Source organism: Fructilactobacillus sp. X7R9C1 (genome assembly GCF_059901005.1).
This window is the reverse complement of record NZ_JBWXVG010000003.1, coordinates 141,152-159,603: the sequence shown is the minus strand read 5'-3', so window position 1 is coordinate 159,603 and position 18,452 is coordinate 141,152. Positions and strand designations below refer to the sequence as shown.

At 38.2% G+C, this 18,452-nt stretch carries 18 protein-coding genes; 1 reads left to right on the top strand and 17 read right to left on the bottom strand.

Annotation, left to right across the window (positions count from 1 at the left end):
* Nucleotides 1-8: 8 nt before the first annotated feature.
* From rlmD to AC6UD0_RS03505, 10 genes are all read right to left on the bottom strand, one after another.
* Complete coding sequence (rlmD, locus tag AC6UD0_RS03550; RefSeq protein WP_500708151.1) at nt 9-1,385, bottom strand: 23S rRNA (uracil(1939)-C(5))-methyltransferase RlmD; 1,377 nt, start codon at nt 1,383-1,385, stop codon at nt 9-11.
* A gap of 42 nt (nt 1,386-1,427) precedes the next feature.
* Nucleotides 1,428-2,447 (bottom strand): diacylglycerol kinase, encoded by a 1,020-nt coding sequence (locus AC6UD0_RS03545; RefSeq protein ID WP_500693576.1) that lies wholly within the window; start codon nt 2,445-2,447, stop codon nt 1,428-1,430.
* 12 nt (nt 2,448-2,459) lie between these two features.
* Nucleotides 2,460-3,881 carry an Asp-tRNA(Asn)/Glu-tRNA(Gln) amidotransferase subunit GatB gene (gatB, locus tag AC6UD0_RS03540; RefSeq protein ID WP_500693575.1) on the bottom strand — a complete coding sequence of 474 codons (1,422 nt, stop codon included), beginning with the start codon at nt 3,879-3,881 and terminating at the stop codon, nt 2,460-2,462.
* 2 nt (nt 3,882-3,883) lie between these two features.
* Entirely contained in the window at nt 3,884-5,338 is a 1,455-nt protein-coding gene (gene gatA, locus AC6UD0_RS03535; protein ID WP_500708150.1) for an Asp-tRNA(Asn)/Glu-tRNA(Gln) amidotransferase subunit GatA, read from the bottom strand.
* A 2-nt stretch (nt 5,339-5,340) separates the two neighbouring features.
* A complete protein-coding gene (gene gatC / locus AC6UD0_RS03530; protein WP_500693573.1) occupies nt 5,341-5,649 on the bottom strand; it encodes an Asp-tRNA(Asn)/Glu-tRNA(Gln) amidotransferase subunit GatC in 309 nt (102 codons plus the stop codon).
* Between the two features lie 31 nt (nt 5,650-5,680).
* On the bottom strand, nt 5,681-6,838 hold the full coding sequence (locus tag AC6UD0_RS03525; RefSeq protein WP_500699295.1) for a CamS family sex pheromone protein: 1,158 nt from the start codon (nt 6,836-6,838) through the stop codon (nt 5,681-5,683).
* A complete protein-coding gene (ligA, locus tag AC6UD0_RS03520; protein WP_500708167.1) occupies nt 6,819-8,837 on the bottom strand; it encodes an NAD-dependent DNA ligase LigA in 2,019 nt (672 codons plus the stop codon). The genes AC6UD0_RS03525 and ligA overlap by 20 nt, the downstream gene beginning before the upstream one ends.
* 22 nt (nt 8,838-8,859) lie before the next feature.
* Nucleotides 8,860-11,124 (bottom strand): DNA helicase PcrA, encoded by a 2,265-nt coding sequence (pcrA, locus tag AC6UD0_RS03515; protein WP_500708148.1) that lies wholly within the window; start codon nt 11,122-11,124, stop codon nt 8,860-8,862.
* 88 nt (nt 11,125-11,212) lie between these two features.
* On the bottom strand, nt 11,213-12,346 hold the full coding sequence (locus AC6UD0_RS03510) for an ATP-grasp domain-containing protein (RefSeq protein ID WP_500693570.1): 1,134 nt from the start codon (nt 12,344-12,346) through the stop codon (nt 11,213-11,215).
* A gap of 30 nt (nt 12,347-12,376) precedes the next feature.
* Complete coding sequence (locus AC6UD0_RS03505; RefSeq protein WP_500693569.1) at nt 12,377-12,988, bottom strand: glycoside hydrolase family 73 protein; 612 nt, start codon at nt 12,986-12,988, stop codon at nt 12,377-12,379.
* 119 nt (nt 12,989-13,107) lie between these two features.
* Here AC6UD0_RS03505 and AC6UD0_RS03500 point away from each other — a divergent pair, with 119 nt between their 5' ends.
* Entirely contained in the window at nt 13,108-13,419 is a 312-nt protein-coding gene (locus AC6UD0_RS03500; protein ID WP_500693568.1) for a DUF2187 family protein, read from the top strand.
* 28 nt (nt 13,420-13,447) lie between these two features.
* On the opposite strand, the gene AC6UD0_RS03495 is transcribed toward AC6UD0_RS03500, so the two are convergent.
* The 7 genes from AC6UD0_RS03495 to AC6UD0_RS03465 all read right to left on the bottom strand — a co-directional run bounded on the left by AC6UD0_RS03495 (nt 13,448) and on the right by AC6UD0_RS03465 (nt 18,337).
* The gene (locus tag AC6UD0_RS03495; RefSeq protein ID WP_500699288.1) at nt 13,448-14,029 is read right to left on the bottom strand and encodes an ECF transporter S component; all 582 of its coding nucleotides are present in this window, start codon (nt 14,027-14,029) and stop codon (nt 13,448-13,450) included.
* Nucleotides 14,030-14,095: 66 nt separating this feature from the next.
* Nucleotides 14,096-14,488, bottom strand: coding sequence for a 30S ribosomal protein S9 (gene rpsI, locus AC6UD0_RS03490; protein ID WP_010022758.1), 393 nt, complete (start codon nt 14,486-14,488; stop codon nt 14,096-14,098).
* Nucleotides 14,489-14,501: 13 nt separating this feature from the next.
* Nucleotides 14,502-14,945 carry a 50S ribosomal protein L13 gene (gene rplM, locus AC6UD0_RS03485; RefSeq protein WP_500693566.1) on the bottom strand — a complete coding sequence of 148 codons (444 nt, stop codon included), beginning with the start codon at nt 14,943-14,945 and terminating at the stop codon, nt 14,502-14,504.
* A 119-nt stretch (nt 14,946-15,064) separates the two neighbouring features.
* The gene (gene truA / locus AC6UD0_RS03480; protein WP_500699286.1) at nt 15,065-15,865 is read right to left on the bottom strand and encodes a tRNA pseudouridine(38-40) synthase TruA; all 801 of its coding nucleotides are present in this window, start codon (nt 15,863-15,865) and stop codon (nt 15,065-15,067) included.
* Nucleotides 15,866-16,648, bottom strand: coding sequence for an energy-coupling factor transporter transmembrane component T family protein (locus AC6UD0_RS03475; RefSeq protein ID WP_500708147.1), 783 nt, complete (start codon nt 16,646-16,648; stop codon nt 15,866-15,868).
* A 13-nt stretch (nt 16,649-16,661) separates the two neighbouring features.
* Nucleotides 16,662-17,525 (bottom strand): energy-coupling factor transporter ATPase, encoded by an 864-nt coding sequence (locus AC6UD0_RS03470; protein ID WP_500708146.1) that lies wholly within the window; start codon nt 17,523-17,525, stop codon nt 16,662-16,664.
* Complete coding sequence (locus tag AC6UD0_RS03465) at nt 17,504-18,337, bottom strand: energy-coupling factor transporter ATPase (RefSeq protein ID WP_500695228.1); 834 nt, start codon at nt 18,335-18,337, stop codon at nt 17,504-17,506. The genes AC6UD0_RS03470 and AC6UD0_RS03465 overlap by 22 nt, the downstream gene beginning before the upstream one ends.
* Nucleotides 18,338-18,452: the final 115 nt, after the last annotated feature.

The following is an 18,452-nucleotide window of genomic DNA, read 5'->3' as shown; positions in this document are numbered from 1 at the left end:
GATTCTTTTTATTTACTCTTTTCCAATACCGTTACACTTTCAACATGCGGTGTTTGCGGAAATTGATCCACTGGTTGAACAGGTTGTTTAATTTCATAGCCACCATCAATTAAAGCCTGACAATCCCGTACAAGAGTAGCAGGATTACATGAAACATATACTAATCGTTCTGGCTTCATCTCTAAGACACTAGCAATAAAGGTTGGATCAAGGCCCTTCCTTGGCGGATCAACTACTACCACATCTGGTCGAATGCCCTGATCTGCCCATTTTTTCATTTGATCTTCAGCCTTTGCAACCACAAAGCTAACATTATCAATATGATTTAATTTAGCGTTCTTTCGGGCATCTTCAATTGCCTCAGCAACCACATCAACTCCGTACACATGCTTAACTTTTGGTGCCATTGCCAGTGAAATTGTCCCAATCCCGCAATACGCATCAACCACCACATCATTTTTCGATAATTGCGCCTTATCGATGGCCAAAGAATAAAGTTTTTCAGTCTGAACCGGATTAACCTGGTAAAACGACATTGGTGAAATCAAAAACTTGGTGTTTAAGAGTTCATCCTTGATGTAAGCTTTACCTGATAACAGGATGTTCGTGTCCCCCATCAGTCGATTCCCGTGAGAATCATTAACATTTTGAATTAAACTATCTAAATCAGGCAACTGATCATTAATGGATTTAATAATTTCATCTTTATGTGGCAAGTTTTTACCATTGGTAACCAAAACTACCATCATCTCGCCTGTTGCTTTTCCATAACGGACCATAATATTCCTGATACAACCCTTGTGAGTTGCCTCATTGTAAGCACTAACATGATAAGCTCGTAAAACATCCCGAACCTTAATAATAGCTTCATCGATGTGAGGATCTTGAATGTAAAAGTCTTCAATTGGAATTAAATCATGACTGTGGCGCCGATAAAAACCCGTTTCCAATTGACCATTCATCTTCCTAACCGGAATCTGAGCCTTATTTCGGTATTTTGATGGATTATCCATTCCAATTGTTTGAGCAACAGCAACGTTTAAATGAGCCTTCTTAAACAATTCCTCAATCTGATGTTGTTTAAACTCTAATTGTTTTGGATATGCAAGGTGTTGTAATGGAGCAATCCCAGACTGCGTATACCGTCGATCAATTGCTTGAACTCGATTGGGACTTGGTTCGATAATCTTTTCTAATTTTCCAAAGGCGAAGTTCTTTTTAACTTTAATCACCCTGATCTGGACTTTCTCACCTGGAAGAGCATCCTCAATGAAAATCGGAAAATCGGAAACCTTACCAACCCCCATTCCCTGGTAAGTCAAATCAATCACGTTTACCGTGAGGTCTTGGTTTTTCTGTACTGGAGCTTCTTTTTTAGCGCTCATTTGTTCTCCTTACTAAAAAGTTTTGCCGTTACACGGCAAAACTTATTTTTTACTATCAGATGGAAGTTCATCGACTTTTCTGACAAACTTCTTTTCAACATTTTTGACCTGAGGAGCGACACTAGCCGACTCACTGATATCATCAGTCTTAAGGTTGGAATAAATACTAATTCGCTGCTTTAGATCGACAAACTTCATCGGAGCATCACCACCGTATTCGCCATCAAGATTAATCTGTAAGCGACTATCATCCCCAGGAAAAGCCTCAAATGTATTGGTCTTTTTGTATATAATCCTAGGATCATCAATGTGCCGACCGCCATTAAACGCTTTAGCAATTAATTGCAACATTTCAACTAAATTACCGGTTTTAACAATAATCATGGTAAATTTACCATCATCCATGGTTGCGTTTGGAACAATTTGTTCAAAACCACCCACTGAATTAGTCATGGCTAAAAAAAACATTGAAGCCTTCCCACGATATTCTCCACCATCATACTTTAATAACATCGGAACTGGCTTCACATTTGGCAACATTTCTGCTCCCTTTACCAGGTATGCAAGATACCCAAAAATAGTCTTTAAATCAGAAGGAACATTGTAAGTTAATTCTGTCATAAACCCACCAGCCGCAATATTAATGAAATAATTAGTCACTTCATCATTGTATGCTTTACCAACGTCCATCTTTGAAACATTGCCCTTAGTGATCACTTTAGCAGCTTCAACGTAATCATCTCGAGGAATGTGCAATGCACGCGCAAAATCATTGGTAGTTCCAGCGGGAATGATTCCTAATTGTGGTCGATAATCACGTGGAGCAATGCCATTAATTACTTCATTGATGGTCCCATCTCCACCTGCCGCAATGATGAGATCAAATCCCTCTTCAGATGCACGGGCGGCTTCATCACGTGCTGAATGTGGTTTGGGGGTGGTCGCAAAAGCACTGGCTTCATATCCACCATTCTCCAAAACATCCAAAATATTAACCAACTGCGGTTTTAACATTTCACGTCCAGACGTTGGATTGTAAATTACTCGTGCTTTTTTGACCATTCTTACATCACCCTATTTATCTAAAGAACCTTTCAATAATTTGTTTACAACTTGCGGATTAGCTTGTCCATGAGTTTGTTTCATAATTTGTCCAACCAAATACCCAACAGCTCGATCTTTACCATTATGATAATCATCAACTGACTGTTGATTATCTTTTAAGACCCCATCAATAATTGGTTGCAGTTTTTTAGGATCAGATAATTGGACCAGTCCTTTTTCTTCAACGAATTTCTTTGGATCTTGCCCCTTAGTAACTGCCTTAAATACTTTTTTAGCCATTTTACTTGAGATGGTATCGTCCATAATCATTTTAATCATGGTAGCCATCGCTTCAGGAGTGATTTTGGTGTCTTCCAAGTTAGCTTGATTATCGTTCAAGTATGCATTGACGTTATCTTGAAGGTAGTTAGCGGCTAATTTAGGATCAGCACCTAATTTAACCATTTTATCATAAAAATCAGACATTTCTTTGGTCTGAGTGATAACCATTGCATCATAATCAGTGATCCCTAATTCATTAACGTAACGATTACGACGTTTGATAGGCATCTCAGGCATGGATTCTTTTAATTCATTAATCCATTCATCAGAAATACTCAAAGTTGGAAGATCTGGTTCTGGGAAGTAACGATAATCATCTTTTCCCTCTTTGACACGCATTAACTCAGTTTTACCAGTAGATTCATCAAAACGACGACTCTCAGAATTAATCTGACCGCCGGACATCAACACCTGTTGTTGACGTTGTTCTTCGTACTCAAGTGATTTTCTGACATGATTAAATGAATTCAAGTTCTTTAATTCAATCTTTTGACCCAATTCTTTACTACCAATGGGTCGAACTGAGATATTAACATCAACCCGCATTGACCCTTCTTCCATCTTGACATCAGAAATTCCGGTAAATTGAATCCGTTGTCTTAATCCTTCCAGATAATCATATGCCTGTTGCGGAGTTGTCATCTCAGGCTTAGAGACAATTTCAATAAGCGGAGTCCCCTGACGGTTTAAGTCAACGTAAGAATATTTTTGTTCATGGGTATTCTTACCAGCGTCTTCTTCAATATGCATCTCTTCGATTCCAATTTTTTTCTTACCATTTTCGGTCTCGACTTCAATCCATCCGTTTCTAGCAGTGGGTCTCTCGTTTTGAGTAATCTGATACCCCTTCGGATTATCCGGGTAGAAATAATTTTTACGATCAAAATGAGGGTGCTTTTCAATATGAGCATGTAAAGCTAGAGCCGCAGTGATACCATCCGCAACGACCTGTTTGTTAACAACTGGGAGCGTTCCAGGATAGCCCCAGTCAATCACGTTAGTATTACTATTGGGCTTGTCTCCAAACTGTGCAGCAGATGGACTATAAATTTTTGAATTAGTTTTAAGCTCAACGTGGACTTCTAGACCAATGGTCGTTTCAAAATTCATGACTATTTACCTCCCATCTTTGGTGTTTGCTTGTGAAAATCAGTATTCTGTTCAAAAGCGTATCCTGCTTTATAAACGGTACTCTCATCAAACGGTTTCCCCATTAATTGCATTCCGATTGGCAAACCATTACTGGATCCAGCAATTTGAGACATAGCAGGAACTCCAGCCATATTGGCTGGGATCGTCAAAATATCATTCATATACATTTCAATGGGATCTTGATCTTCTACTCCAATTGTAAAGGCAGTAACTCGAGATGTTGGACTCAAAATTAAATCATGGTCAGCAAAAACCTTTTTAAAATCATTGATGATTAAAGTCCGAATTTTAGCAGCCTGTTTGTAATATTTATCAACATTATCGTAAGAAAGCGATAAGGTACCTAGCATAATCCGTCGCTTAACCTCATCCCCAAACCCTTCTGATCGTGATTTAACGTACAATTCATCAAGTGTTTGAGCATCTGATGCTCGATATCCATAACGAATCCCATCGAATCTTTCTAGGTTAGAAGATGCTTCAGCGGTTTGAAGCGCATTATAAGCAATAACGCCATATTTAGAATTAGGCATCGAAACCCAGTCAACCTTTGCACCTAATTTTTTAAACGTTTCTGCGGCATTTTTGATTGCTTTTGAAACATCAGGAGATAACTTATTAACGTATTCCTTGGGAATGCCAATTCTCATCCCCTCGACCCCATCTTTAATGTGTTCGGTGAAATCAGGAACTTCCTGTTTTGAACTAGTTGAATCGTGTTCGTCATGACCTGAAATTGCGTTTAAAACCAGAGCATTGTCAAAGACACTTCTAGTAAGAGGTCCAATTTGATCAAAACTTGAAGCCATCGCAATAAGTCCAAAACGTGATACTCGACCATAGGTTGGCTTCATTCCAACAATTCCCGTGAATGAAGCTGGTTGTCTAATTGAACCTCCGGTATCTGATCCAAGTGCAACTGGAACTTCACCGGAAGCAACTGCGGCAGCCGAACCACCGGACGAACCGCCAGGAACTTTGCTATAATCCCATGGATTGTGAGTGGTTTCAAGGGCTGAATTTTCAGTTGAACTTCCCATTGCAAATTCATCCATGTTGGTTTTACCAACGTTAATGGTACCAGCATTAGAAAGTTTCTTGGCCACCGTTGCATCATAAATTGAGGTGAAATTTTCTAGCATTTTTGAAGATGCAGTAGTTGGTAATTCTTTAGTAACGATGTTATCTTTCAAAGCTAACGGAATCCCATCTAAAATATTATTAGGATCGATCCCACGTTCATCAATGGCTTTAGCATTTTCAAGCGCTTTATCATTTAGATTATTAAAAGCATCAATGTTTTGGTCAGTAGTTTTGATGTTGTCCATGGTCTCTTTTACTAAGTCAACGGCCGAAATTTCCTTATTTACCAACATCTGGTGAAGTGAACGCAAATCCTTATCTAAATAGTTCATTATTATTCATCCTCACTTTCGTCAATAATTACTGGAACTTTAATTAAGTCATCTTGAATATCAGGAGCATTCTTTAACAAAGCATCTTGTTCGTGCCAATCTTCTGCCACGTCTTTTCTAGTAACGTCAATTCGATCCGTTACCGTATAAGTGGGCTCAACACCCGATGTATCAACTTTTTCAAGTGTATCCAACATTTTCAACAAATCATTTAATTGTTGGGTGAATTCAGGTAATTCATCTTTTTTTAATTCAAGCTTAGCTAACCCAGCAATATGTTGGGTTTGTTCTTCCGTAATCTTATCAGCCATTTTATCCCCTCTTTTACTAAATCACTAAATCTTAATAGCTATTAAACACATGCGAACTGAAGGACTTTCCTCCCGCATTTCGGTTCAAATAACTTTGAATTCCATCAGTTGATTTTACGGTAATATCAATTGGTACACTGCCAGGAAGATATTTTTGAGCAGCATTCTGTAGGTATTGAGTAAAACTGATGATTTCAGTTTGACTATAAAATTGAGTTGTAATGTTAATGTGCATTCCTTGAAGTTGCTTACCCTTGTATTGAGCCTGTGCAGTAATCCCACTCAAGTTAGGGAAGAAATTTTGAACCTGTGACTTAAATTGATTAAACGCAGATAAATCATTCGTATTAGGTCCCTTAGAACCATTGGCAATCGGGAACACATATGATTTTTCATTAATTGGTTTCCATGAGTTTACAGACGTCGTGCCCGGATTGTTAACCGATGAGGCAAAGAAATTACCACCAGTCAAACTATCGTTTGGAGCTTGCTTGTACAATGCAATCACGATTGGAATATTCTTTAATTCTTTATTCTGTCTCAATCGTTTAAGGATTGTGTTAGCCATCTCCTTACCTTGTTTCTCAACCACATCATCGGGGATCTTCTGTTGGTACTGGCTCCCGTACTTCTGCTTAGTGTAGTAGTACACTGAATTGATCCCAAGGCCAATGGTCATACCCTTCATGGTCATTTTATTACCATTTGGAACTAAGAAATCTTGTTCATCCATCTGTTGTAAGTACATCGGGGTTACTTTTCCCTTTTGTTGCGATGGATTTAGTCCCTCCGGGTTTTGCTTTGACTTACGATCAAGCCACTTCTCGGCAGTGTCAGTAGAGATGTATTGTCCCTCCTGAAAAACATACTTATCAGTCGAAAAATTCTGCTTGGAAATTCCAAGCAAACCGTTCTGAAATCCTTTCAAGTTAAACTGATTATCATTTTGTTGAATGTCAACCCCACGCGATTTACTAGTTTGATAATGTCCATCCTTAATAACACTCTGATAATTCTTACCACCAGTTTCCCCGGTTAATTGTGTATTCTTATTATTTGTATTAGTGGTACTCTTGTTAGTACTCCCACAAGCTACTAACATTAATGCGCTAGCCGCCACCATTAAAATTACTTTTAAGCGTCTCAACTTAAATTCCTCCGACTTCTTATCATTCTTTTTGCATTTCATTTTTAAAATGATCTTCATCCCAAACCGGAACCGAAAGAGATTGAGCTTTGGTTAGCTTACTACCTGCATCCTCTCCCGCAATTACTAGGTCGGTATTTTTAGAAACACTACTTGTGACATCCGCTCCATGGTTTTCAAGCCATTCACTGGCTTGACCCCTAGTTAAATCAACCAACTTTCCGGTCAATACAACTCGTTTACCATTGAAAAAGTTATCTGGTTGTACTATCTCTTCATTATTTACATAGTCCATATTAACACCAACATCAACGAGTTCGCCAATTAATTCTCTACTATCAGCGTTTTCAAAATAAGTATGAACACTATCAGCAATAACTTGACCAATGGTGTCAATTGAGGCGATTTCTTCGACACTTGATTTCATGAGAGCATCCATGGTTTTAAAGTGGGCAGCAATTAATCGCGCTGCTTTAGCACCGACGTGTCTGATGCCTAATCCAAAAAGCAATCTTTCAAGTGAATTGCTCCGACTACTATCAATGGCAGAAAGTAAATTGTTAGCAGACTTGTCACCAAACTTATCAAGAGTGAGTAGTTCATCATAACTAAGGTGATACAAGCTGGCCACATCCGAGACCATTTTTTTATCAAACAACTGCTTCACAATCTTAGGACCCAAACCATCAATATCCATTGCATTTCTAGAAGCAAAATGATTAATTTGTTCCACCAGCTGTGCTGGACACTTCGGATTAATACAACGTAAGGCAACTTCACCATCTAAGTGGACTAATTTAGCACCACATGAAGGACATCGATCTGGGATAACATATGGCTTAGAATCTTTTAGCCTTAGATCAGGAAGATACCTTTCAACCTCCGGAATAATGTCGCCAGCTTTATACAAAACCACTGTATCGCCGACACGGATATCTTTTTTCTCAATATAGTCAGGATTATGAAGTGACGCTCTTGAAACGGTAGTACCGGCCAGTTGAACCGGATCCATGATTGCGGTAGGAGTTACCACTCCCGTTCTTCCAACGGTCCACTCAATCTTTTTAATTTTAGTATGAACTTCTTCTGGCGGAAACTTGTAAGCAATCGCCCACTTCGGGACTTTAACCGTATGCCCAATTTCCATTTGTAAAGGAAGCGAATTGGTCTTAATCACAATGCCATCGATACCAAAGGTGAGATTATCTCTTGCTGCTGAATACTTTTTAATGTAAGCATCAATCTGATCCATATTGTCAGCCACTTGATAATGCTCATTGATGGTAAAGCCTAATTCTTTTAGTTCCTCTAAAAGTCCACTTTGAGTGGTAGCCTTTAAATCGTCATAATTAGCAACGTTATACATAAAAGTACTTAAGTGGCGATCCTTAGTAACTTTTGGATCCAATTGTCGAAGACTCCCGGCAGCAGCATTTCTCGGATTAGCAAACGTTGGTTTTCCGTCATTTTGTCGTCGTTCATTTAACTTTAAAAAGGCTTCTTTTCCCATATAACATTCGCCACGTACTTCAATATCAATGGGTCGACTTAATCTTTTAGGGATTGATGGGATGGTTTTTAAATTTTCAGTGATATCCTCACCAATTTGTCCATTTCCCCTAGTCGATCCCTGCACGAACACCCCATGCTCATAACGAAGTGAAATAGCTAGTCCATCAATTTTCAACTCACAATTATACTCAGTATCTTGAGGATAATTGTGCTTGAGTCGAATCACAAAATCCTTAAGCTCTTGGGGTGAAAATACGTCACCTAGTGAAAGCATTGGAATCTCGTGATTGACCTTTGTAAATTCATTCGAAGTTGCCCCACCAACGTGCTGAGTCGGTGAATCAGGAGTGATAATTGCTGGAAACTTAGCTTCCAGATCCTGCAAGCGAGCATAGTTTCGATCATATTCCGCATCTTCTACGGTTGGCTGATCCTGTTCATAGTACTGTTTTCCCCACTTAATTAACTTTGGTCTTAGTTCTGAGGCCTCTTTTTTTGCTTCACTTTCATTAACCTGATCCATTGGAATCTTAAACAATCTTACCACTCCCTTACTTAATCGATTGAATTTTTGTTATGGGTGCAAATGCAGCTAATAGACGTTTAATTCCTTTTTCTGGAAAGGCAATGTCAAGTTCCATATCTTCACCGGTTCCATTAATTTTAACAACCGTTCCAGTTCCCCACGCCTTGTGTTTGACTTTATCACCAATATTCCATGCCTTCTTGTCAGCACCAGTTCCTTGGGGTTTTTCGACTCGTTTGTTAGGTCGATGATATGGTTCACTAAAGGCTCGATTGGTTCGTTTATTATACTCACTACTGGTGTCAAATGGAGTCTTAGGTCCCGTTGGAATTGAACTCTCATTATCCAATACATCCGAATTAATTTCATCCATAAATCGTGACTCGGGATTATTTTGCATTCTCCCATATAACATTCGTGAATATGCATTTGTCATATAGAGTTTGGTCTGAGCCCGCGTAATTCCCACATAGGCTAACCGTCGTTCTTCTTCTAACTCACTTTCCTTTTCAGTAGCTCGACTAAGAGGAAAAATTCCTTCTTCCATCCCAACCATAAAGACGACTGGAAATTCAAGTCCCTTAGCAGCATGCAAAGTCATTAAAGTCACCTGTTTAGCCGATTCATCAACATCGTCTTGAGCCGATACAAGGGCCAGATCAGCCAAAAAATCTGTCAAACGACTATCACTACTACCAGTCTGTTCATCATACTTTAAATCAGAATCTTTTGTGACAGAAAGAAATTCTTCAATATTCTCAATCCGTGTCTGTGACTCCAGTGAATTGGTTTTCTTTAGATCAGCCATATATCCAGATTGATCCAAAAGTGCTTCGGTAATTTCCGTAACGGTCATATCCTTTTGCTTTTTTTGAACGTTTGATATGACATTAGCAAAATTAGCAATGGCATTTCGAGCACGACTGGAGATATTATTGGCCAAGTCAACATTTTGAGCTGCTTCTAGTAGATTCCATCCATTATCTGCTGCAAACATTCTCAACTTTTCCACACTTGAACTACCAATTCCGCGCTTAGGAACGTTAACAACCCGTTCAAAACCTAATGAATCACTAGGATTAGCAATGAGGGTTAAATACGAAAGAATGTCCCGGATTTCCTTACGGTCGTAAAATTTATGCCCACCAACCATTGTGTATGGAATATTCGATTTCAGGAAGGTCTCTTCGATTACACGCGACTGGGCATTCGTCCGGTACAAGACCGCAAAATCGTTATAAGAATAATGATGTTTACTGACTTCATCTTTAATCTTAGACACCACGTAATGGGCCTCACTAGCCTCACTTTGAGCACGATAGTACGTTATTTTTTCGCCAGTATCATTTTCCGTCCACAAATTCTTATCTTTTCTCTCGGCATTGTTTTGAATAACGTCGTTTGCGGCACTTAAAATATTCTTAGTTGAACGATAATTCTGTTCCAGTTTCACAACGTGTGCATTTTTATAGTCATTTTCAAAATCCAAGATATTATTCATGTTAGCACCACGCCAACCATAAATGCTCTGATCAGCGTCACCCACTACACACAAATTTTGATACTTTTTGGCAAGCATTGATACTAATTTATACTGTGCTTCATTGGTATCTTGATATTCATCGACATGGATGTAATGAAACTTATCTTGATAATAATTCAAAACCTCTGGATACTGTTTAAACAATCTAATCGTAAGCATAATCAAATCATCAAAATCGACAGCTTGATTTTCTTGAAGTCGCTTTTGATATTCGAAATATACCTGTGAAACCACTTCTTCAAATGGACTGTTAGCTGAATGTGACTTTTGATAATCTCGTGGAGTCTGTAAATTATTCTTAGCGTTTGAAATGGCACTTAAAATAGCCCTTGGATCATTCTTTTTCGGGTCTAGATCTAAGTCTTTTAAAATTCGTTTTACAAGGGTCTTTTGTTCTCCTGAATCAGTGATAGAAAAAGCACGATTATAACCTAATTTATCAATGTCACGTCTCAAGATTCTCACGCCAAGTGCGTGAAAAGTTGATACCCAAACATCGTCACCACCGACGCCAAGTAATTTACTAACACGTTCCTTCATTTCGCGAGCAGCTTTGTTGGTAAATGTAATCGCCAAAATATTCCATGGCATCACACCTTTTTTCTCAATTAGATAAGCAATTCGATGAGTGAGCACCCTGGTCTTACCACTTCCAGCACCAGCCATAATCAAAAGTGGACCTTCAGTTTGTTCTACCGCCTCTTGTTGCTTATCGTTCATTGTCTTTAGTAGGTCTGTCTTTGACACGTTAACCAATCCTCTCGCTTTGTAAATCCATCATTAATTATAGCAAAATAGAGCCGACAAATTGCCGACTCTTCAATTTTAATAACATTTAATTTTTGGTCCAAATTCCTGTATTCACAATTCGATTAAACGTCTCTTCGACCGAATTGGTTGGAATTAAAATCACTCCAACCACATCATCATCACGTGCATTACTGTGATAATTAAAATAAAATTGCCAGTTTGGTTGAAGGATTCGTTGTCTAAGAACCTGTTCATATTGCTTTTTCGTAAACAAGCGAGCAACCACATCACTAATCTTATTAATCTTAGCTAATGGCAACCCTGAAATGGCCCGAAGATGTTGATCATACTCGCTGATATCAGTAGCTAAATTAAACAAAAAACCGGCATTATTAACGGTTGGATCAATGTTTGTAACGTAAATGTTTTGATCAGCCGTTACACCGAACGATACCTCAAATGAACCAACGTATTTAACATTTTTGCCGATTTGATTAACAATTCTAATCATTTCGTTAATAACGTTAGAATCTGTTTTGGAAGTATCAGTACTTACCGTTTGGAGCATGTTCCCTAAATAACTGGTTTTAACGGCGGGAAATTGTTGTAAATCTTCTTTTACTGATTTAGTAGCAATAATTGCGTATTCGAAACGGTAAGGAACGTAAGATTCCAGTATATATGGACCCCTTTTTAACATATCAGAAGCAAGTGCAATATCATTTGATTCGTTAATAACTAACTGTTGGTTATTAGTCATGTGTCGCTGAATTGGCTTTAAAATTGCAGGATATCCAATTGAATCAATTGCCTGATAGATATCTTCCAAGTTAATAATAGTGACGTATGGTGACGTATTGACGTTAATTTGATCAAAAAAGGCCCTTTCCATCACACGGTCCTGACTAATCTCTAAAAGGGATTCGCCTTGAGGAACATAAGTATACTTTTCGATTTCACTAATAACCTGAGGATCAATGTCATTTGAAACGTATGTAACTAAATCACACTTCTCAGAAAATTCCCTTAAAGTATCAACATCATTAACGTCACCTGTAAATGCGTAATCAGATTGTCTAGCGATCTCGCTATCTGAATTAGAACTATAGGTGGCAATTTTCAATCCCGCGTCGCGGGCCACGTTAACTAGTTGCGTACTACTAAAATAGTCACCAATAATTCCAATTGTGCTTCCTGGGTAGAGTAATACTGAATCCATAGTTTAACCTCCAATAAATCTTTTGCTACATCATTGTTTATCGTATTGATTAAGATGATACTTTTTAATGATTTTAATTATTTTGTCTGCATAAGCCGGGTCTGTTGCATATCCATCGGTACTGAGAGCCTTGGCAGAATCAACGTAATTGTCCGCCGACACAACTTCTTTATATTGCATGGGGTTCCAGTCTGTTCCATGAGCTAGTAAAACAGCATGATCTTCAATTGACTCATCCCAATTATCGTAAACGCGAAAACTTCCGTGAACCATTGCGGGTGATCCACTCGTATATTCAGTCGTGTCCAAAGTAACACTCTTTTGTCCAGCACCCGCTTTAACACCAAAAAGATTATTATACTTTGAAGCCAAAGTACTCTGGCCCCAATCTGATTCTAAAATAGCCTGAGCAAGGGTAATGCTAGTCAAAATTTTATACTTCCGTTGCATCTCAACTGACTTCGGTAAAATCTTGTTGATAAATTCCTTATGTTGAACACTAACATTATTTTGTTCATACTGCGGGTTAAAATGAGAATTGCCTAAAATCATCACAGCACCAACGAACATGACTAACAGGATTAGCACGGTCAGGACATAAGCAACTAACTTATTTTGCTTTTGCTTCTTTTTCCTAGCCACACTAACCCTCCTTACAAATAAATTTACTGTTTAAATTGTACTACAAAAATGTTAAAAATTGACAAATGTTAATTATTCGTTTATATTTCATTAGTTGAATACAATTGGAGGTGGTCAGTTTGGCAAAGAAACACGATGAACAAACGGAGACCGAAAAATCACCCTTTGAAGTTGGCGATGAAGTATCGTTTAAACTTGAAAAGAATGATTTTACCGGTTATATCGATAAAGCTTACAATAATGCCTTTTTGATTACATTTGAATCTGATGATCCAGAAATAATTGATAAGTATCATAACAAGACCGTTATTAATCACAAAGATCTTAAGATGATTAAGCAAGCTCCACGAATTCAAAAAGATCCTGATGAGGGACCAGATGACGATTCAAAACAAGATGGTGACAAAAAATCATCGGACGCATCAAAGTAACAAAAAGCAGATCGTAATGATCTGCTTTTTATTTTTGGATTACTTTATCTAACGAAATAATGATAATTGGACAAACAATTGCTGTAATAATCATTTCTATCAGACCATTGGTTCCAACTACCCCTAATAAGGCATAGATAATTTTGTCAACACTCACATGGTATAGGATTGGGGCTTGCTTTCGATTAAAAATATAAATAAATAACAGCACTAAAATTGTATTGGTCATGGAACCCAAAGCGCATGCAATCACAAGCGAAAGCTTATTATTAAGTAATTTTTTTAACCATTTGTAGGAAAAGCAAGCAACTACCGGGATTAGGGCCCGCGGTAAAATGGCCGTAATCGGATTCTCAAAGACAAGTGGAGCAATTGGACTAGTAGGCCACGTAAAGGCCCTGACAAACACAATTACACCCCAGAGTGTGCCAAGAATAAAGCCATCCTTTAAACCAAGCACTAAAGTCGCTACAATCACGGTAATGGGAATTAACGTAATGCTTAGTGGACCAACCGGAATATATCCTAAAATAGGAACAAAGTTTTGAATCAAAATAATGGCAATAAAAACTGACAAAATTGCAATATGATAATTTCGTGTCTTTTTCATTTTAAATTCACCCATTTAATAAAAAAGCGCTCATGCGGACATGAGCGACAAAATATAATCTTCTGATTAACGTTTTGAGAATTGACCAGCCTTACGAGCTTTCTTAAGGCCGGGTTTCTTACGTTCCTTCATACGAGGGTCACGTGTTAATAAACCAGCCTTCTTGAGGGATTCTCTAAAGTCTGGATCAACTTCAAGTAAAGCACGTGCAATTCCTAAACGAACAGCACCAGCTTGTCCTGAATATCCACCACCATTAACGTTAGCTAATGTGTCATAGTTACCAAGTGTCTCAGTAACATTGTATGGTTGTAAAATGATTTCTCTTAAATTAGGAAATGGAATGTAATCTTCAACATCTTTGTCATTGATTACAACTTTTCCAGTACCTGGTACTAAGCGTACACGAGCAACTGAATCTTTACGGCGACCTGTGCCGGTATATTGTACTTTAGCCAATTGTGTTTCCTCCTTAAATTAGGTTCTTAATATCAAGAACTTCTGGTTTTTGAGCTTCATGAGTGTGATCTTCACCTGCATAAACGTGAAGTTTCTTAGCGATTTGACGACCTAATGTACCGTGAGGAAGCATACCTTTAACTGAAGTTTCGATAAGTCGATCAGGCTTCTCTGCTCTCATTTGACCAGCAGTAATTGACTTAAGTCCACCAATGTAAGATGTGTGGTGATAATAAATCTTGCCACTAGCTTTCTTACCAGACAATGCAACTTTAGATGCATTGATTACAATAACATTGTCACCTGTATCTACGTTTGGCGTAAATGTAGGTTTGTTTTTTCCGCGTAAAATAGAAGCAACGACACTTGAGAGACGACCTAATTCAACGCCATCTGCGTCAATAACGTACCACTTGCGATCTACTTCGCCGGGTTTAGCCATATATGTTGTATGCACTTTTAATTCCTCCATGTTTCCGTGTTTGTTCGACACCTAATAAGTTTCCGGGGCTTATCGTGGGGCAAACAATACCAGTTACAATAGTACTAACATTTCTTCTGAAAGTCAAATTCATTTTAATCATCTGGATGATGTTTTCGTTTCGAATGTTTTGGATCATCTCCTGGATAATAAACCCTTTTTAAGTACAAGCCATTAGCTGGCATTGTTAAACGTGCTTCGTTTCGATCCTTCACTTTGAACAATCGTTGGATATCATGAACTGGCCGCTTTCCCCGTCCAATCTCCATCAGCACCCCAACCATAATCCGAATTTGATTATACATAAAACCATCACCATAAAACTCGAACTGCATCTCATTAGTAACTTTATCCAAGTTAGCATCAACCGAGAAAATTGTACGAACCCGACTTCCTTCCTTTGCACCAGAAGCAACAAAAGACGAAAAGTCATGTTTGCCAACGTAATCATGAATGGCCTCTTCGATCCAATTGAAATTAACGGGAAAACGCCAATGAGCAGTATAATTTCTTTTAAATGGATTGGTAAAGCGCCCCAAATCCAACCGATACAAGTACTTTTTCCCCGTTACATCATAACGAGCATGAAAGTCAGCATTAACCTTTTGCACACTTATTATTTCAATATCCAGGGGACACATACTGTTTAACCCCTTTAACATACTTTCCTCACCTAAATCATAGGGAAAATCAAAATGGGCAACCTGACCTAGGGCATGAACACCTGCGTCAGTTCTGCCAGATCCATAAAGTAAAACATGCTTGCCACTTTTTTGGGCCATTTTGTTAATAATATTAGTTAAAGTTCCTTCCACCGTTCGCTGCTTTGGCTGCATTTGAAAGCCAGCAAATTTAGTCCCATCATATGCAAATGTAATTTTATACCGAGTTTTCATCTAATTCCTCACTAAAATAATTACAACCGCTAAAACCATCATGACCCCTAAAGCAACCCAATCAAGGACCGTCCAAGAGACGAGCTGATAATGAGTTCGCTTGACCTCATCAGAATATCCACGAGCTTCCATGGCATCTGCAAGGTGTTCAGCATGACGAAAAGAAGAAACAAACAAGGGAATAATCAGCGACACTAGGCTTTTAGCTCGTTTCATTAATTTGCCTTTACCAAAATCAACACCCCGTGCCCTTTGAGCATTCATAATGTCATTTAACTCATCGATTAGAGTCGGAATAAATTGCAGTGCAATTGAAACCATCATCCCAATCGTTTCAGTGGGAACCTTAACCCACTTAAGCGGTCTCAGAATCGTCTCAACTCCAAGTGCAATCATCGATGGACTGGTTGTGATGGTCAAAATAGTAGCAATCGTGATAATGAGGACCAATCGAATAAATATCATGACCGCATTAATAATTCCTGACGAAGTGATGGAAATAAACCATAAATGAAAATAAACCGTTCCGCCATGACCAAAAAACACTTGAATCAAGACCGTAAAAATAATTAGCCACAGAATGGGTTTGATCCCCTTTAGAAGCATCTTAATTCGAGAATGAGATAAGTATATCAGTACCAATGTAAAAAGCGTCATACATCCATAACTTACCCAATTATTGCACATCAAAATAAGCGTAATAATGATAACGGAGCCTAAAATCTTAAAAGCTGGATTTAAACGATGAATGAATGAATTTCCAGGAAAGTATTTTCCAAACACAAATTGATCGATTCTACTTCACTCCACTTCGTTTTTGCGTAATTTCGTTAACAACTTCATCCGCTGTTAACGGAATCTTTTTTAATCTGATGCCTCGATTAATTAAATCATAGTATATCTGAACAGAATCAGGAAGCGCTAATGAATTTTGATCGATTAACTTGTAATTGCTGAATAATTCCCTAGGAGTTGAATCAGAACACACTTTTCCATCATTCATAACCACAACACGGGTAGCATTTTGTGCCACCACATCCATATCGTGAGTAACCATGATGATGGTTACTCCATTTTTGTTTAGTTGCTTGATAATCTTTAATATCTCAGTCTTGCCACTAGGATCCAATCCCACCGTTGGTTCATCTAAAATGAGAACGGTTGGATCACATGCAATCGTTCCAGCAATTGCGACCCGACGCATTTGACCGCCAGACAACTCAAAGGGTGAACGAGAATACAGTTCTTTATTAATGCCAACAATCGAAAGCGCCTGAATGGCTCTCTTTTTTGCAACTGTTTCATTTTCGCCAAAATTAAGTGGACCAAAAGATACATCTTTTAGAACATTATCTTCAAACAGTTGTTTTTCCGGAAACTGGAAAATCATCCCGACTTTTTTTCTGAGCTCACTTAGGTTATGGTTGTTAGTTTCACTGTTAATTTTGATTTTGCCAACGGTAACACTCCCCGAAGTCGGTTTCAATAATCCGTTAATCATCTGAACTAACGTTGACTTTCCGCTACCAGTTTTTCCAACAACACCCAAAAATTCACCCTTATTAATCTTTAAACTGACATTACTTAAAGCCTGTCTTTCTGATGGCAGACCGGGTTGATAGACAAAATCAACGTTACTTAAAATAATGTGCTTATCCATTGGCTCATCCCCTCATCATCCATGTACTTATCAGTAATGTCATATCCTGCATCAAGGAATTTCTGCCTTAACTTCTCACTAAAAGGAAGATCTAGATCCATATCAGCAATTAATTGATGCTTCTGAAAGAAAGCACTTGGTTTTCCGTCAAATACAATTTTATTATTATTAAGTGCTAATATCCGATCGGATTTAGCCGTCACATTGATATCATGCGTAATGGAGAGAATTGTCATATTTTGTTTTTGATTTAATTTGTTGACAACTTGATGAATTTGTCTAGTAGCTAAAGGATCTAGCATACTTGTCGCTTCATCTAGAATTAAAATTTTAGGATCAAGCACAATTGCTCCTGCAATTGCGACCCGTTGCTTCTGTCCACCAGAAAGACTACTAGGAATCTCGTCTCGATATTCCCACATTCCTACCTTTTCTAACGCCGATTTAACTTTTGGCTTCATCGCTTCTCTTGGAACCGCCCTATTTTCAAGTCCAAACGCAACGTCACTTGCTACCGTGGCACCAACAAATTGATCATCTGGATTTTGAAAAACTAAGCCAATTGCTTTTCTTGTTTCGCGGTCATTACCATGAGAGTCCAACCTGATCCCATCTACCACAATTTCTCCCTCACTAGGAGTTAGAAGACCATCAACCAGTTTGGCAATGGTACTTTTACCACTCCCATTGCGACCGATTAATGAAATATATTCACCTCGTTCGCACTGAAAAGAGACATCATCTAATACCTTATGATCATCTTCATTATTATACCTAAAAGAAAGATTGGAAACATTAATGATTGGATTCATGGAATCAGCTCTCCTATTATTAAAATTATGTATAAAAAAATCACTAAAAGATTAAGGCGCATGGAGTTAACCACATTCAAGCTAGACTTGGAAAATCCATCATCGTAACACTTTA

Excerpts from the sequence above, each read along its gene's own strand:
- rlmD (WP_500708151.1), bottom strand. The coding sequence starts at position 1,385 with ATGAGCGCTAAAAAAGAAGCTCCAGTACAGAAAAACCAAGACCTCACG.
- AC6UD0_RS03545 (WP_500693576.1), bottom strand. The coding sequence starts at position 2,447 with ATGGTCAAAAAAGCACGAGTAATTTACAATCCAACGTCTGGACGTGAA.
- gatB (WP_500693575.1), bottom strand. The coding sequence starts at position 3,881 with ATGAATTTTGAAACGACCATTGGTCTAGAAGTCCACGTTGAGCTTAAA.
- gatA (WP_500708150.1), bottom strand. The coding sequence starts at position 5,338 with ATGAACTATTTAGATAAGGATTTGCGTTCACTTCACCAGATGTTGGTA.
- gatC (WP_500693573.1), bottom strand. The coding sequence starts at position 5,649 with ATGGCTGATAAGATTACGGAAGAACAAACCCAACATATTGCTGGGTTA.
- AC6UD0_RS03525 (WP_500699295.1), bottom strand. The coding sequence starts at position 6,838 with ATGAAATGCAAAAAGAATGATAAGAAGTCGGAGGAATTTAAGTTGAGA.
- AC6UD0_RS03510 (WP_500693570.1), bottom strand. The coding sequence starts at position 12,346 with ATGGATTCAGTATTACTCTACCCAGGAAGCACAATTGGAATTATTGGT.
- AC6UD0_RS03495 (WP_500699288.1), bottom strand. The coding sequence starts at position 14,029 with ATGAAAAAGACACGAAATTATCATATTGCAATTTTGTCAGTTTTTATT.
- truA (WP_500699286.1), bottom strand. The coding sequence starts at position 15,865 with ATGAAAACTCGGTATAAAATTACATTTGCATATGATGGGACTAAATTT.
- AC6UD0_RS03470 (WP_500708146.1), bottom strand. The coding sequence starts at position 17,525 with ATGGATAAGCACATTATTTTAAGTAACGTTGATTTTGTCTATCAACCC.
- AC6UD0_RS03465 (WP_500695228.1), bottom strand. The coding sequence starts at position 18,337 with ATGAATCCAATCATTAATGTTTCCAATCTTTCTTTTAGGTATAATAAT.